This window comes from Micromonospora sp. CA-269861 (assembly GCF_050948505.1).
In the GTDB taxonomy this organism is placed as follows: Bacteria; Actinomycetota; Actinomycetes; order Mycobacteriales; family Micromonosporaceae; genus Micromonospora.
The window spans coordinates 2,671,943-2,685,835 of sequence record NZ_CP192014.1; the positions used below are offsets into that span (position 1 = coordinate 2,671,943).

The window sequence follows — 13,893 nt, forward strand, 5'->3', positions numbered from 1 at the left end:
CGCAGATGCGCGGAGCGGCAAAACAGATGTTGACACGTGCACGCAACGTGAGCGTATGCTCGCTCCTGTTTGGAGCAACGTACGTTGAGTGCGAACTCAATCGGCTCAACGCCCGTTGCGCGCCGGATCAGAGCGTGGTCCGGCCGGCCGAACCGGTGGGAGGGGTCGGCTCCGCGAGGAGCGCAACGGGGGCTCCTCCCGCGGCATTGGCTCGCGCGCCGGTCGATGGCGGCAGACCGCCTCTGCCCGGCCGCCGCTTGTTGGTGGGGGGTCGCTGGGCCGCCCAGGCAGACGGCAGTTGTCTGCCAGCGGCCCAGCGACAGTGGCGTCGGACTCAGCCCGGCAGGCGGCCCACGGTGTCTGACTCATCCCCCGGGACATGGCCACCCGGCCACCTGACGGTGGTCAGCCGGTCGCCGAGTAACCGACGCGCCCTGGCGACCTGACGGGCGTTCGCGTTGACCAGCACGGGCCGCTCAGCAGCACTGAGGACGGGCAGATCCGACAGCGAGTCGCTGTAGGCCACCCGCCACGGCGGCGTCACCCCCTCGGCGGCGAGCTGCGCCATCTTGGTCGCCCCGTGGTTGTGCACGATCAGCCTCGGCCCGCGAATGCGGGAGGCCACGAGCTCGACCCCGGCGAGGTCGATCGCGTCGAGCACCGCGCGTGCCAGGGTGTGCTCGCACGCGGTCACCACGATGACCCGGTCGCCTGCTGCCAGGTGGGCGCGGATCTTCCGCAGGCCGGGGCCGATGATCCGCCCTGGCTCCGCAGCGAGGGCTGCGCCGAAGCGTTCCAGTTCTGCCCGCAGGTCGTCCGCGCTCCGGCCCAGCAGGCCGACCCGGCTCACCCGCCGCGCAGCCCAGGGGCGGAGGGCGGGAATAGCGGCGACGGGCGCGAGGAGAACGAGCAGGACGATGGCGAGCGGCAGCCGAGCGCCCGCGAAAGCAGTGCGTCGCAGGAACAGCCCGAATGCGTCCCCGCGCAGCAGGACACCGTCGAAATCGAAGATCACGGTCTCTGCGGCCGACGCCCTCATCGGTCTGTCGACCCGGGTGCCGCAGGCGGTTCGCCATCAAAGCGAATTCCAATCACGTGGGTGAATTGTTTTTCCTGCGTGACAGCCATTAATTGGACACTCCCAAGCTCTGGGTTGCGGCCCGACAGTCGCTACGGTGGCTGGCGGGTTGCGTGGCGGTGCCGGTCGCGCTGCTCGCCGCCGCGACCGGCACGGTATGGCGGGCGCGGCGGCCTGGACAACCCTCACCAGAAGAAGCTGCACCGCCCGCCGACCGGCAGGGCGCCGCCCGTGTACGCGCCCGCCGGCTCCTGCCGGTGCTGGCCGTGCTGATCGTCGGCACCGTGTTCGCCGCGACCGAGCTGCCCCGGCTGAAGGTCCTGCTCCTCCCGACGGCCGCCGGCGGCGCGACGTCCACGGTCGCCGACGGGTGCCTACCCGGCTACTGGGTGGAGCAGTCGAGGCGGCAGCTGCAGCCGGTCAGTGGCGTTGCTCAGTACGGATATCCGGGGATGTTGAGTCGCACGCTGTACAGGCCGGAGTCGCCCCACCGACCCGAGGTGACGAAGAGGGTCTGCCGGTCGGGGCCGCCGAATGCCACGTTGGTCGTGCCGGAGTTGCCGGACCGGATCGTGCCGAGCTGGGTGCCCGCGGGGGAGTAGACGTGGACCAGGGAGTCCCCGCCCGAGGCCCAGTACACGTTGCCGGCACAGTCGATCGTGCCGCCGTCCGGGCCGCCGATGTAGCTCACGAAGACGCTGCGCGCGCCGATGCTGCCGTCGGGCTGGACGGCGTACTTGTAGATCTTGTTTTCGGAGTAGGCGCCCACGTACAGCGCGGTCCCGTCCGGTGAGAGCGAGATGCCGTTGGGTTGGCGCAACTGGTCGTCGACCAGCGACACCTGCCCGTTGGAGACGCGGAAGACGCTGGTGCGTCCGCTCATCTGGTCCGGGCGGTTGCCGCGTTGGAAGTTCGGGTCGGTGAAGTAGACGACACCGTCCGAGCGGACCGCGACGTCGTTCGGCGAGTTGAACGCCCGACCCTGGTAGCCCGCCGCTACGGTGCTGCGGGTCCGGTCGCTCAGTCGGTACTGGGACACGCTGCGCTGGTCGTGGGTGGCCGCGACGAGCTGCCGGGCGTCGGCGCTGAGCGCCAGGCCGTTGCTGCCGGAGTTGGCGAGGAACGTGTCGAAGGTCGACGGCGGGGTGAACCGGCGGATCGTCGACGGCTGGACGTTGTACGGCCCGGTGCCAGCGGCCATGTCGGACAACAGCAGGTAGGCGCCGTCGGCGACCCAGACCGGCCCTTCGAGGAAGGTGAACCCGCCCTGGATCCGCGGGGCCGTCACGGTGCTCGCCGGCAACGGTGGGCCGTAACTGGCACCCGTCGGGCAGGCTCCGGTCGGTGCGCCGGGCGGCCCGGCGAGCGCGGCGTGAGCGCTGACCTGCTCAGCGTCGGCCGCAGCAGCGGCGGGCAGTGAGGTGGCGCTGACCGCGAGGCACAGGCCGGCCAGTACGGCGATGGTGGGACGCCAGGTCATCGAGAACTCCAATCGGCGTCGAGGGTTGCGATGGCCGGCGTGCGAGGTCGGTGGCTGGCACGGCGTGAGGGCGGGCCGTCGATGTGGGTATCCGGGAGCCTAGGTTATGAACGAGAGACCCGCAGCAATTTTCGGCGCTGACCTCGGCAGCGATCGGGATAACACCACAAAGACGCTGCTCAATGCCAAAAGGTGTCCGAAAATACTTCCGGTACGACCACAGTGGACGGACCGGCGATGGTCCGGGCCGCCCGGCCGGGACGCAGCGAATAGGCTTGGGCCATGAGTGGTGTGCTCAGTGGTGCCCGGACCGTGGTGAATCCCCTCCGCCAGCTCACGATCGACCAGCTCCGCCGACGGACGAGCCTCAAGTGGCGGGAGTACCCCGACGACGTGCTGCCGCTCTGGGTGGCCGAGATGGACGTGGCCCTGGCCGAGCCGGTCGCGCGGGCGATCACCGACGCCGTCGCGCGCGGCGACACCGGCTACACCGCCGGCACGGCGTACCCGCAGGCGTTGGCCGAGTTCGCCCGGCAACGGTGGGGTTGGGACGGGCTGGCCGTGGAGCGCACCGTGCTGGTGCCCGACGTGATGCACGGCGTCGTCGAGGCGCTGCGACTGCTCACCGAGCCGGGGGGCGCGGTGGTCGTCAACTGCCCGGTCTACCCGCCGTTCTACGATTTCGTGGCGCACGCCGGCCGCCGGATCGTGGAGGCGCCGCTCGGCGAGGACCTGCGGATCGACCTCGACACGCTGGAGGAGGCGTTCCGGCGGGCTCGCGCCGGTGGACGGCCGGCGGCGTACCTGCTCTGCAGCCCGCACAACCCGACGGGCGTGGTCCACAGCGCGGCCGAGCTGACCGCCGTCGCCGCGGTGGCCGAGCGGCACGGGGTGCGGGTGGTCGCCGACGAGATCCACGCGCCGGTGGTGGCTGGGGGAGCACGGTTCGTGCCGTACCTCTCGGTGCCCGGCGCGGAGAACGGCCTGTCGCTGATGTCCGCCTCCAAGGGGTGGAACCTGGCCGGCCTGCGCGGTGGGCTCCTCGTCGCCGGCCCGGCCGCGGCCGGGGACCTCGCCCGCGTCCCGTTCGAGGTCAGCGTCAGCACCAGCCACCTCGGCGTGATCGCCCACACCGCTGCCTTCCGCGACGGCGGCGAGTGGCTCGACGCCCTGTTGACCGGCCTGGACGACAACCGCCGGCTGCTTGCCGCGCTGCTCGCCGAACACCTGCCGGCCATCCGTTACCAACCCGGCCAGGCCACCTATCTGGCCTGGCTCGACTGCCGCGCCCTGGGCCTCGGTGACGACCCGGCCGCCGTGTTCCTCGACAGTGGCAGGGTGGCGCTCAACTCCGGGCTGGCGTTCGGCACCGGCGGCGGTGGGCACGTCCGGCTGAACCTCGCCACCGCACCGGAGCTGATCACCGAGGCGGTACGCCGGATGACCGTCGCCGTCGGCTGAGGCCGGCGCGGATGTCGGCAGGTGGTTCTACGGTGTGCCCGTGAACGCCGTTCAGACGTACCGATATCTCCAGCCGTCCGCTCTGCGTACCGCTGGCCTCGACCTGCAGACCAGCGGTGGCCCGACGGCCAATCCGCGGTTCTTCTCCGGGTTTCTCACCACCCCGGCAGCGGCGGCGGCCGGGCTGCTCGCCGTGGCCGAGGTGGCCCGCACCCGTTACCACCAGCCGGTCAGCCCGGCGAGCCTCGACCCGGTGGTGACCGGCAGCCGGGAGCGGCTGCGATTCGAGTCCTTCTCCGGCTGCTGCGGGGTGTACGCCCGGATGGACGTGGTCCCGGCCGGCTTCGACGGTGAGATCGCCGGGCACGGCACCACAAACGTCGACGTCAACGCACCGTTGCGCGAAGCCCTCGCCCGGGTGGGCGGGATCGAGCCGCTGCACCTGGCCGTCGGCCCGGACGACCTCACCGTCTCCACCATGGAGGGTGCGGTGGTGGAGCGGAAGGTCCCGCTGCCGGGGCGTTGGATGCGCGGCTTCGCCGAGGTGCACGTGCTCACCGCCGGTTTCGAGCCGCGCGCCGAGGTCCCCGCCGCCGAGGCCACGGCGTTCCTGCGCCGGCTGCCCGGGAGCAGCGATCGCTCGGTGCTGTGGGCGGTGCCGGCCGGGCGTACCCTCCGGCTGACCTCGCGCCCGACGCCGGGGGCGGTCTGTCTGGCCGGCGCGGGGCGGCTCGCGGCGCTGCGTGGGCTGCTCCGGCACGCCCGCACCCTGCGGGTGTACGGGCCGGCGGTGCGTGCCGGCTCGCCGGCCGTGCCGAGCACGTGGGAACTGGACACCGGGTCGCTGCGGCTGTCGCTGACCCTCTCTCCCGAGCCATACCGGGGCTTCTCCGGCGAGGGGGCCGCGTTGCTCGCGCTCGCCGGCGACGAGGTGATCGACGACGCTGAGCTGGTCGGTGCCCTGCTCTCCTGGGACCCGACGATCGACGTCGCCGCGCTTGCCGACGCCGCGGGCCTGTCCGACGATCGGGTCCGCGCGGCCCTGGCCCAGCTCGGCACCGCCGGACGGGTCGGCTACGACGTCGCCGACGCCGGGTACTTCCACCGGGTGATGCCGCACGACGCCGGCCGGGCCGAGCGCGACAATCCCCGGCTGGTCGGCGCGCGCACGCTTGTCGAGCAGGGCGCGGTCCGCCGGGACGGCGATCATGCAACGGTACGCGGCGGCGACGACGACTACCGCGTCCGCCGGCTCTCCGACGGAAACCTCACGTGCACCTGTCAGTGGTGGGCGAAGTACCGGGGACAACGCGGCCCGTGCAAGCATGCCCTGGCGGTGTCCATGGTCGCGGAGGTGACGGTGTGACGGACTTCTTCAGGGCACTGGACCGCGGTGATGTGACGACCGTCGGCTCGATGCTGCACACCCTGGACGACCCTGCTCGGCGGGCGCTCGGCGACGAGTTGATCGCCCACGTCCGTCGGCGGGACGACGTGTCGTGGGGGAGCACGGCGACCGCGCTGGCCGTGGCCGCTGTGGGCACGCTGAGCACCGCGACGAAGGCAGCGGCACTGCTCGGCCGGCGGTCGATCATGTTGACGGACGCCGACCCCGAACTGGTGGTCGCCACGGCGCGACAGCGGGGCCTGCCCTGGCTGGCCGACCTTGGGTACCGGCTGGCCGAGCGGCTGACCCGCAGCCGACCGTGGGACGGTTGGCACTTCGTCACCGCGCTGCTGCTGGCGGAGAAGGTGCCGCCGCCGACCGGGGACGCGTTCGTCGCCGGCTGGGCGCAGTCGATGTGGTGGCAGCGGTCGTCCGACGGACACCGGCAGGCGCCGCTACTGGACCAGTTGCGCGCCGACCCGTTCCTCGACGTGCTGCTGCCGCGCCTGTTCGAGGTCGACGGGGTCGGCATCGACCTGGGGTTCAGCGGTGGCGGGCGGCCGGTGCCCGCCGCGTTGGCCGCGTTGGCAGTGGAGGGGCGGCTCGACCGGGCCGTGCTGTTGGACGGGGTTCTGGGCCGGCTGCTGCGCGGGGACCGGCCGGGAGCGCTGCGTCCGTTCCTCGCCCTGCACGAACAGCTCCGACCCGGCCCGGACGAGGTGGCCGCGCGGGCAAGCGGGTACCTGCGGTTGCTCGCCGACGGGCCCGGGCCGGTGGCCGGCGTCGCGCAGCGAGCACTACGCGACGCGGACGGGCAGGTGGATTTCGAGTCGTTGCTGGAGACCTCGCGAGTCGTACTGGGTCGGCCGGAGAAGGCGCTGGTGCGGGCGCAGCTGTCCTGGCTGGACCGACTGGCCCGGCAGAGCCCCGAGCGGGCGGCCCACGTCGCGGAGGTCCTCGCCTCGGCTGCCGATCACCCGGCCGCCGACCTGCGCGATCGCGCGACGGTGTTGGCGCAGCGGCACGGCCACCGGCTGGTCGCCACGGTCACCGTGGCGGTGGCCGGCGACGACCTGCCCCCGGCGGTGTCGCCCGCGCTCGCCGCGCCGCCGATCACCGAGGTGGACGAGCTGGTGGAGGAGGTCTTCGGGCTGCTCACCCCGCGCTCGCCCGCGGCGACCCTGGAGCGGGTCCTCGACGGGCTGGTCCGGTTGACCACCACCGACCGGGAGCGGCTGGGAACCGCCCTGCTGCCGGTGCTGCGGCGGGGTCAGGTGGGTGCCTGGGATCACATCTGGTCCCAGTTCACCGTGCCGGTTCAACTGAACGGCGTCCTGCTGGCCGCCGCCGCGCTGCCCGAGGCGGCCAGCCGCCGCGACCAGTGGTCCAGCATCCTCAGTCAGTTACTGACCCGGCCGTTGCGCCCGTTCCGGGGCCGGTCGGCCGTCGAGCTGCCGCGCCAGTCCGCGCTCACGCTTGTCTACTGCGGCCGGCTCGCGGAGATCGGGCAACGCCTGGACGGCCGGGACGACCCTGGGCTGCTGGCCGCCCCGACCTGCTCCACCGGAGCCCTCGACCCGACCGCGCTCTACGAACGGCTGGCCGCGCTCGGCGACCGCCCGGTGTGGCGATGGGACCTGACCCAGGCCCTGCTGCGGCTGCCCGTCGACGTGGACGAGGCGCTGGCCGCTCGCGCCGCCGGGCTCGGCACCATGGCCGGCGACGAACTGGCTCGCTGGCTGCGCGGCGACGCCCTACCGGCAACGGTCCACCAGGTGGTCACGGTCGGCCGGCGCGAGCACAGGCACAACTTCGACTTCGGCTACGAGGGGCTACCCGTTCGGCGCACCCTCGTTGCCACTTCCCCGCCCGAGGGCGTGGCGGACCCGCTCGGGCTGCTCACCGTGCAGGCGCACCCGATCGGACGAGGGCAGCCGGGTGACTCGAGCAACCTGTGGCCGGCGCTGCTGCCCGGGCACCGGGGGCTGGTCGCCGCCCACCTGCTGCCCGAGTTCGCCGGCGCGGCACAGGAGGACGCCCACGAGGCCGCCACGATCCTGCCGGTCCTCGCCGAGTGCGCCGGCGCGGGCGGCCCGGCGCTCGACCTGGCACTGGCCTACGGGCTGTCTGCCCGGCACGAGGTGGACCGGGTGGCCGCCGTCGACGCTCTGCTGATGCTGGCAGCCGCGGGTGACCTCGATCCTCCGGGCGTCGGTCGCCAACTGGGCGCGCTGGCGGCCGACGGCCAGGTGACGCTGACCCGGGTGGTCACACCGCTGCGCGACGCGATCGCCGCCGGCGCCCGGCTGAGCGTCTGGCGGTTGCTCGCCGCCGCGTTGCCACAGTTGCTGGCGGCGTCGACCCCGCCTCGCGGGACGCCTGACCTGCTGGCCCTGGGGGCCGAGACGGCCAGGGCCACCGGTGTGCGAATCGAGGTGCCGGGGCTTGCCGACGTGGTGGCCCGCGGCGGTACGACTCGGTTGGTGACCGAGGCACGCAGGCTCGCCACCGTGCTGGCCGCCTGACCCGCTGATCCTTCCGTACCGCGGCCGGGCTGGGACATTCCCGGCCCGGCCGAGTGGTCCGCCTTTCTGGAGTACTTCGCCGGGGACGCAACCTGACGGTCGTCCGGTCCCGTCGAGCTTGCGGAGGAGGGAGCCTCGATGGTGGATGCCGAAGGTGAGTTCGTGGAGTACGTCTCCGCGCGACTGCCGAGCCTGCATCGAACCGCGTTCCTGATGTGCGGCGACGCCCATCTGGCCGATGACGTGGTGCAGCAGACGATCACGGCGCTCTACGTGAACTGGCGTCGGGTCAGCCGGGCCGACAACGTCGACGCGTACGTACATCGGATGCTGGTGCACAAGCTCGTCGATGAGAAGCGGTTGAGCTGGTCGAAGGTCCGGCTGCTCGGGTCGGTGCCGGAGCCGGAGCGCTCGCCGGTGACGCCGCATGACGACGTGGCCGAGCGGGACAGCGTGCTCGCCGCGCTCGCCCGCCTCCCGCGCGGCCAGCGCACCGTGCTGGTCCTGCGGTTCCTGTGCGACCTGTCGCTGGCCGACACGGCCGCCGCGATGGGCTGCTCCGAAGGCAACGTGAAGTCGCAGACGGCTCGGGCGCTGGCAGCCGTTCGCCAGGTGCTCGACGTCACCGAGATGTCAGTGAGGAGTCCGAGATGACCACGGTGGACGATCAGCGGATCGCCGCACTGCTGCGATCGGTGCCGGTTCCCGAGCCCCGGGTGGACGTGAACCGGGCGCTCCGCGACGGCCGGCGGCGCCACCGGCGTCGCCGCGTCGGCGGGATAGCCGCGCTGACGGTGCTGGCCGGGATCGGCGTCGTGGGTGCCGTTCAGGTCGGCGGGAACGCCGGCCCGCCGGCTCCGACCACGCCGGCGCTCGCGGCGTCGCCGACCGAGACCGGGTCGCCCGCCGCGCGCCCGCCGGTCACCTGCCAGGCGTCGTGGTTGTCGCAGCCGATCGACGGTCCGGTCGCGGTGGCCAACGGAGTCGACCCCACCGGGCGGTACATCGTCGGTGACATCGGAACCGGGCAGGAGGATGGGCGGGTGGTGCTGTGGACCGATGGCCGGCCGGTCGTCCTGCCGGCTGCCGCGCGGTACGCGGCAGCGGTCAACTCCAAGGGCCATGTGGTCGGCACCAACGCCGACGGCACCGGCTGGGTATACCGGAATGGGAAGTTGCGTTTTCTGTCCACCCCGCCCGGCTACGACGCGGTGCTCGTGCACGCCGTCAACGGTCGGGGCGACATCGTCGGCACCGCCCGCAGGTCCGACGACTCGCACCACGCAGTGCTCTGGTCGACTGACGACCCGGAGAAGTTCCGGCTGGTCGGCAAGCGGGGATCGGCCGCGACCGGGATCACCGAGGACGGCACGATCGTCGGCATGATGGGCGAGCAGCCCTACCGGTGGACGCCGCAGGGTGTCGGGGCGGCGCTGGCGCTGCCCAACGGCTACCCGCGCGCGTCGGTCGACTCGGCGCAGGGCGAGTGGGCGATCGGCACGGTTCCCGGCGCTCAAACGGGCGGTGCCGTGCAGATGCTGCCGGTGCTGTGGAATCTCGCCACCGGGGCGGTGAGCCTGTTGCCGTTCCCGGGGGCGAGCGGCATCGCCGGCAGTGGTGAGGTGCTGGTCGCCGACGGTGCGCCGCTGGTCGTCGCCCCGGACGGAACCGCCAGCCGCTTGCCGGGCCTACCCGAGGTCCGGGCGCCCGAGGCGGGCACGTACACGGCCGAGGCGATCAGCGCCGACGGTCTGACGGTGGTCGGGGCGGTCTACGAGAACCAGGCGTATCGGCCGCTGGTGTGGCGGTGCAGACGCTGAGCGGCTCACCGAACTCCACCGCAGCGGCTTGCCGGGCCGGCCGACGCGGCGCGACGAGCAGTCGGACCGTGCCACCGGGTCACGTGGTGGTGGACGGTCGCGGTGCCCTGGTGCCCACGGCGCTGGCGATCAGGAGTATCGCCGCTGGCAGGAACGCGAAACCGATGCCCAGCCCGAGCAGCAGGCCCCACCCGGTGATGACGAGCGCGGCCACCAGATCGGCGACCAGCGTCAGCCGCCCGACCCGCTGGGCGAGGACGGGCAGCATCACGGCGACAACCGGAACGCCGAGCAGGAAGCTGGCCGCGGCGCCCGAGTCGTCCACTGTGAAAGGAGTCAGCGCGGCCGCCACCAGCACGGTGATCGCCAGGGCCGACCACCTGAGCACCGACCGGGTGTCGGCCGGCTTACGGACCAGGACCACGAGACCGACGAGCAGGACGCCCACGATTGCGCCGACGATCGTCACGCCAATCATCTCGTTCTCCTCGACCGCCGCGAGTGACGTTTGATCGAAGACGGCGGATCGTCGTCTCCCCGTCTCACGATACGGCTGGTCGGGCTGTCCGCACGAGATCCGACGTCCGCAGGGTGAGCGGACGTCAGCCGGCGTCCAGCACCTCCCGCAGCCGCACGGCGAACTCCTCGGGCTTGCCCGCGTAGCCGAACTCGCCGCCGAGGAATCCGCCGTGGTGGCTCGGGAACACCACGGCCTCCTGGCCGAGCAGCGCCGCGAGGCCCAGGGCGGTGCGGGCGGTGTACGTACCGGCCGACTCCTCGCCGACCGCGACCACGATGCGGGTGGGCGCCGCGGTGAGCACACTCGCGTCGGGGCGGTAGTCGGTGATCGCCCACGAGTTCTGCGACAGCAGCGGATCGTCGCGGCTGCCGTCGTCGTCGGCGGCCATGCCGAACATCGCCGGGTCGGGAGTGGGCTGGGCGAAGTAGGCGTCGGTGAACTCGCCCTGCCAGGACGTCATCGCGATGAACGCGGCCATCCCGGCACCCGAGCCCTTCGCCTGGTACGCCTCGTAGAAGCCGGCTCGGGCTCGGTCGGCGGCCGTGGCGTCGGGGAGCACGGCGTTGATCGGTGGTTCGTGCGCCACCAGGGTGGCGACGTCGCCGGGGTGGGCGGCGACCAGTTCGAGCGCGGTCACCGCACCGCCGCTGCTGGCGAACACGTCGACCGGACCGACGTCGAGCGCCCCGATGAGCGCGTGCAGGTCGGCGGCCTGCTGCTGCGGCGTGTGATCGGCCCGACCGTCCTTGCGCACGCTGCGGCCCAGACCACGCGGGTCGTAGGTGAGGACCGTGCGGTCCGTGAAGTGCGGAGCGAGCGCTACGAAGCCCTCCGCCGCCATCGGTTGGCCGATCATGAGCAGCGCACGATGGGCGCCGGCGGGAGGTAGCGGGCCACGGACGTCGTAGACCAGGTCGACGCCGGGTATGACCAGGGTGTGCGTCTGGATGTCCTGCATTCGACGAGACTACGACCGGCCGGCCCGTCCCGGGGTGCGCTGGCGGTCAGCGGCGCGGCGGATGCTCGCGGCCATCTGCGACGAGTCGTGGCCGGGTTCGACTCCGTCGACGAGAATCACCTCGCCGGTGAGGTGCCTCGTCCGCAAGGGCTTGATCTCCTGATAGTCGCCGGACTGGTACCAGGAGCGGGCCTGGTTCAGGTCGGGAAACTCGATGACGATCACGTCGCCGGGCCAGTCACCCTCCAGGGCGTCGATGGCGCCGCCGTGGACGATGAACCGGCCCGCGAACGGTGCGAGCGTGGCGTCGATTCGCTCCAGGTACGTCAGCACGTCGGCGTGTACGGGTGCCGTGCGGAGGTGTGCGAGCGCGTACGCGGTCATGATTGTCCGTCCTCTACCTCTGGTTTTTCTGACCTGACCTGGAGGAGATCTTTCCGGTGTCGTGGTCGGCTGTCGATTACGTCGCAGGTAATGGCCTGTGTGCCGGTGCGGAACTAGGGTCGGTGAGTGATGATCTCGACTCGGCCGGGGCGACGAGTGGGGGAGCTGCTGCGCGACTGGCGCCGGACTCGCGGCATGAGCCAGCTCGACCTGTCGATCGAGGCGGGAGTGTCGGCCCGGCATCTGAGTTTCGTCGAGACCGGGCGATCCCGGCCGAGCCCGGACCTCATCCTGCGGCTGGCCGAACACCTGGACATGCCGCTGGCCGAGCGCAACACGATGCTGCTGGCCGGCGGCTACGCGCCCGCCTACCCCCGCCACGAACTGGGGGACCCCGAGCTGGCACCGGTACGTGCCGCCGTACGACAGATCCTCGACGGTCACAGCCCGTACCCTGCGCTGCTCGTCGACAGGCACTGGCACCTCGCCGACGCGAACCCGGCCGTTGCCCTGTTCACCGTGGACGCGCAGCCCCACCTGCTCACCCCACCGATCAACGTGCTGCGCCTCAGCCTGCACCCCGACGGCCTGGCCCCGCGCATCGTCAATCTGCCCGAGTGGCGCTCCCACCTGCTGAAACGGCTGCACCAGCAGGCCGCGACGACTAACGACCCGATCCTGTACGACCTGCACGAGGAGCTTCGCGGCTATCCCGGTGGCGAGGTCGACACGACCCCGGTCAGCGACGCCCTCTCCCGTGTTCTCGTCCCGCTGCGATACCGGCACGGTGACCAGGAGCTGTCCTTCGTCAGCACCACGACCCTCTTCGGTACGCCGCTGGATGTCACGGTTGCCGGGTTGGCCGTCGAGGCGTTCTTTCCTGCTGACTCGGCGACCGCCGAAGCTCTCCGAGCACGTGCCGGGTCGTGACTCGGCTGCTGCCCGTCACCCTGCGGGAGTCGGCGGTGGCTGACGTAGCGTGTCGTCGATGATGCCGGGCATCCGCCGGGCCACGCCCGCGAGGAGATCCGCGACCTGGACGCGCGGATCGTCGCGGGAGTCGACCACCACCAGCCCCGCCAGAGGCGACACCCCGTTCGGCAGCGCCCCAGCCCGGCCGGCGCCGGACGCCGACGCGTCGCCGTCGGCCAACACCCGCTGGAGGCGGGTCAGCCGGTCGGCCGTCAGGGCGCTCTGCTCGTCGTGGGTGACGAGCACCTGCCGCCGGCCGCCGCTCCAGGACAGGACCGTCTCGGCCAGCGCCGGCAGCAGCGGTTCCAGCGGGGGAGGGACCGTGCGGTCGTCGCTGTCGAGCCGGGCCACCACGGCCCGCACATGGCTCGGGCTGAGCCCGTCGAGGACGGCATCGGCCGCCGCGCCGAGCCCGTGCCGCCGCAGCGCGTCACGGGCCTGGAAGAACCGTTGTACCGTCTGGTCGACCGGAAGTCGCCGCTTCATTCGGACCAGATCGACGAACGCGGACAGGAACGCGCCCCAGTCGCCTCCGGCCGAGCGTCCGGCCTCGTGCAGGGCGAGAGCGGCCGGATGGTGCTCGGAAGCAAGGCGGGTGCCCGCCGCGTACGACGGCTCGGCCAGCAGGAAGTCCACGATCCGGGTGACGAGGAAGAACTCCTTGTCGATGAGGTGGACGTGCGCGCGGCCGGCCAGCGCCGCCAGGAACCACTCCAGGGCCTCCTCCGCACCCGAGCCGCGCAGGAACCGCCCGGACTTGAGCTCGTGCGGTGCGAACCGGAACCCGGACCGCAGGGCGGTGATGAGCGCTACCGCCTCGTCGAGGACCAGGTCGACGCTCGCGTGTGTGATCACCGGGGCGGTCGAGTGCAGCAGGTTCGTGCCCGAGAATCCCGACTCGTCGCAAGCGATCTCCACGACGGCCCCGACCACCACCGCGCCGCCCGGCGGCAGTCCGCCCTGAAGAGGCGATCTCACCTCCGAGCTCCCGCCATGCCGCCCATGGTCACCCGCGCGCCGGCGGAGAACAACCCGATTGCGTACCTGAGGCGCTGTGCTCGGTTTGCGTGGTGCCCGATGATCGGTGGATGAACGCGGCGACCTGGCGGGTGGCGGCGAGCGCGCTGATCCACTGGCCGCTGATCGTGGTCTGGTTGCTCGGCGCCATCCCTGGTCTGCTGATCATCGCGAACACCGGACGGCGGGTGCAGGTCGGAGCCGGTGCACGGTGAGGTCGGCTGCCTGCCTCCGTACATCTGATGTATGTCCATCCGGATTGGTCGTCGGCGGCGTCGTTCTGCCGAATCC

General features: G+C 72.2%; 13 protein-coding genes. 7 read left to right on the forward strand and 6 right to left on the reverse strand.

The genetic code is table 11. From position 1 onward, the window contains the following. Positions 1 to 334: 334 nt before the first annotated feature. Entirely contained in the window at positions 335 to 1,039 is a 705-nt protein-coding gene (locus ACQP0U_RS12315) for a haloacid dehalogenase-like hydrolase (RefSeq protein ID WP_433318481.1), read from the reverse strand. A 472-nt stretch (positions 1,040 to 1,511) separates the two neighbouring features. Further along, the gene (locus ACQP0U_RS12320) at positions 1,512 to 2,558 is read right to left on the reverse strand and encodes an SMP-30/gluconolactonase/LRE family protein (protein WP_433318483.1); all 1,047 of its coding nucleotides are present in this window, start codon (positions 2,556 to 2,558) and stop codon (positions 1,512 to 1,514) included. Between the two features lie 282 nt (positions 2,559 to 2,840). Between ACQP0U_RS12320 and ACQP0U_RS12325 the strand changes: the two genes are divergently transcribed. From ACQP0U_RS12325 to ACQP0U_RS12345, 5 genes are all read left to right on the forward strand, one after another. Further along, entirely contained in the window at positions 2,841 to 4,019 is a 1,179-nt protein-coding gene (locus ACQP0U_RS12325) for a MalY/PatB family protein (protein WP_433318485.1), read from the forward strand. 40 nt (positions 4,020 to 4,059) lie between these two features. Then, on the forward strand, positions 4,060 to 5,385 hold the full coding sequence (locus ACQP0U_RS12330) for an SWIM zinc finger family protein (protein ID WP_433318487.1): 1,326 nt from the start codon (positions 4,060 to 4,062) through the stop codon (positions 5,383 to 5,385). Then, positions 5,382 to 7,931, forward strand: coding sequence for a hypothetical protein (locus ACQP0U_RS12335; protein WP_433318489.1), 2,550 nt, complete (start codon positions 5,382 to 5,384; stop codon positions 7,929 to 7,931). Before ACQP0U_RS12330 ends, ACQP0U_RS12335 begins: the two co-directional genes overlap by 4 nt. Positions 7,932 to 8,069: 138 nt before the next feature. Next, positions 8,070 to 8,585 (forward strand): SigE family RNA polymerase sigma factor, encoded by a 516-nt coding sequence (locus tag ACQP0U_RS12340; RefSeq protein WP_433318491.1) that lies wholly within the window; start codon positions 8,070 to 8,072, stop codon positions 8,583 to 8,585. Beyond that, positions 8,582 to 9,751, forward strand: a complete 1,170-nt coding sequence (locus ACQP0U_RS12345; RefSeq protein WP_433318493.1) for a hypothetical protein — start codon at positions 8,582 to 8,584, stop codon at positions 9,749 to 9,751. The genes ACQP0U_RS12340 and ACQP0U_RS12345 overlap by 4 nt, the downstream gene beginning before the upstream one ends. A gap of 79 nt (positions 9,752 to 9,830) precedes the next feature. Here the strand turns inward: ACQP0U_RS12345 and ACQP0U_RS12350 are convergent, their stop codons facing one another. The 3 genes from ACQP0U_RS12350 to ACQP0U_RS12360 form a co-directional block, all read right to left on the reverse strand. After that, positions 9,831 to 10,229, reverse strand: a complete 399-nt coding sequence (locus ACQP0U_RS12350; protein ID WP_433318494.1) for a hypothetical protein — start codon at positions 10,227 to 10,229, stop codon at positions 9,831 to 9,833. Positions 10,230 to 10,353: 124 nt separating this feature from the next. Further along, positions 10,354 to 11,229 (reverse strand): alpha/beta fold hydrolase, encoded by an 876-nt coding sequence (locus ACQP0U_RS12355; protein WP_433318496.1) that lies wholly within the window; start codon positions 11,227 to 11,229, stop codon positions 10,354 to 10,356. A gap of 9 nt (positions 11,230 to 11,238) precedes the next feature. Next, on the reverse strand, positions 11,239 to 11,613 hold the full coding sequence (locus tag ACQP0U_RS12360; protein ID WP_433318498.1) for a DUF1330 domain-containing protein: 375 nt from the start codon (positions 11,611 to 11,613) through the stop codon (positions 11,239 to 11,241). A gap of 129 nt (positions 11,614 to 11,742) precedes the next feature. On the opposite strand from ACQP0U_RS12360, the gene ACQP0U_RS12365 reads away from it, so the two are divergent. After that, positions 11,743 to 12,543: a helix-turn-helix domain-containing protein gene (locus ACQP0U_RS12365; RefSeq protein ID WP_433320785.1), complete on the forward strand. Its 801-nt coding sequence runs from the start codon at positions 11,743 to 11,745 to the stop codon at positions 12,541 to 12,543. A 15-nt stretch (positions 12,544 to 12,558) separates the two neighbouring features. Here the strand turns inward: ACQP0U_RS12365 and ACQP0U_RS12370 are convergent, their stop codons facing one another. After that, a complete protein-coding gene (locus ACQP0U_RS12370) occupies positions 12,559 to 13,563 on the reverse strand; it encodes a DUF3800 domain-containing protein (protein ID WP_433318500.1) in 1,005 nt (334 codons plus the stop codon). Positions 13,564 to 13,673: 110 nt separating this feature from the next. Between ACQP0U_RS12370 and ACQP0U_RS12375 the strand changes: the two genes are divergently transcribed. Beyond that, positions 13,674 to 13,817 carry a hypothetical protein gene (locus ACQP0U_RS12375; RefSeq protein WP_433318502.1) on the forward strand — a complete coding sequence of 48 codons (144 nt, stop codon included), beginning with the start codon at positions 13,674 to 13,676 and terminating at the stop codon, positions 13,815 to 13,817. The last annotated feature ends 76 nt before the right edge of the window (positions 13,818 to 13,893 follow it).

Coding starts and splice junctions, on each gene's coding strand:
- ACQP0U_RS12315 (WP_433318481.1), bottom strand. CDS start 1,039: ATGAGGGCGTCGGCCGCAGAGACCGTGATCTTCGATTTCGACGGTGTC.
- ACQP0U_RS12320 (WP_433318483.1), bottom strand. CDS start 2,558: ATGACCTGGCGTCCCACCATCGCCGTACTGGCCGGCCTGTGCCTCGCG.
- ACQP0U_RS12325 (WP_433318485.1), top strand. CDS start 2,841: ATGAGTGGTGTGCTCAGTGGTGCCCGGACCGTGGTGAATCCCCTCCGC.
- ACQP0U_RS12340 (WP_433318491.1), top strand. CDS start 8,070: ATGGTGGATGCCGAAGGTGAGTTCGTGGAGTACGTCTCCGCGCGACTG.
- ACQP0U_RS12345 (WP_433318493.1), top strand. CDS start 8,582: ATGACCACGGTGGACGATCAGCGGATCGCCGCACTGCTGCGATCGGTG.
- ACQP0U_RS12350 (WP_433318494.1), bottom strand. CDS start 10,229: ATGATTGGCGTGACGATCGTCGGCGCAATCGTGGGCGTCCTGCTCGTC.
- ACQP0U_RS12355 (WP_433318496.1), bottom strand. CDS start 11,229: ATGCAGGACATCCAGACGCACACCCTGGTCATACCCGGCGTCGACCTG.
- ACQP0U_RS12360 (WP_433318498.1), bottom strand. CDS start 11,613: ATGACCGCGTACGCGCTCGCACACCTCCGCACGGCACCCGTACACGCC.
- ACQP0U_RS12365 (WP_433320785.1), top strand. CDS start 11,743: ATGATCTCGACTCGGCCGGGGCGACGAGTGGGGGAGCTGCTGCGCGAC.
- ACQP0U_RS12375 (WP_433318502.1), top strand. CDS start 13,674: ATGAACGCGGCGACCTGGCGGGTGGCGGCGAGCGCGCTGATCCACTGG.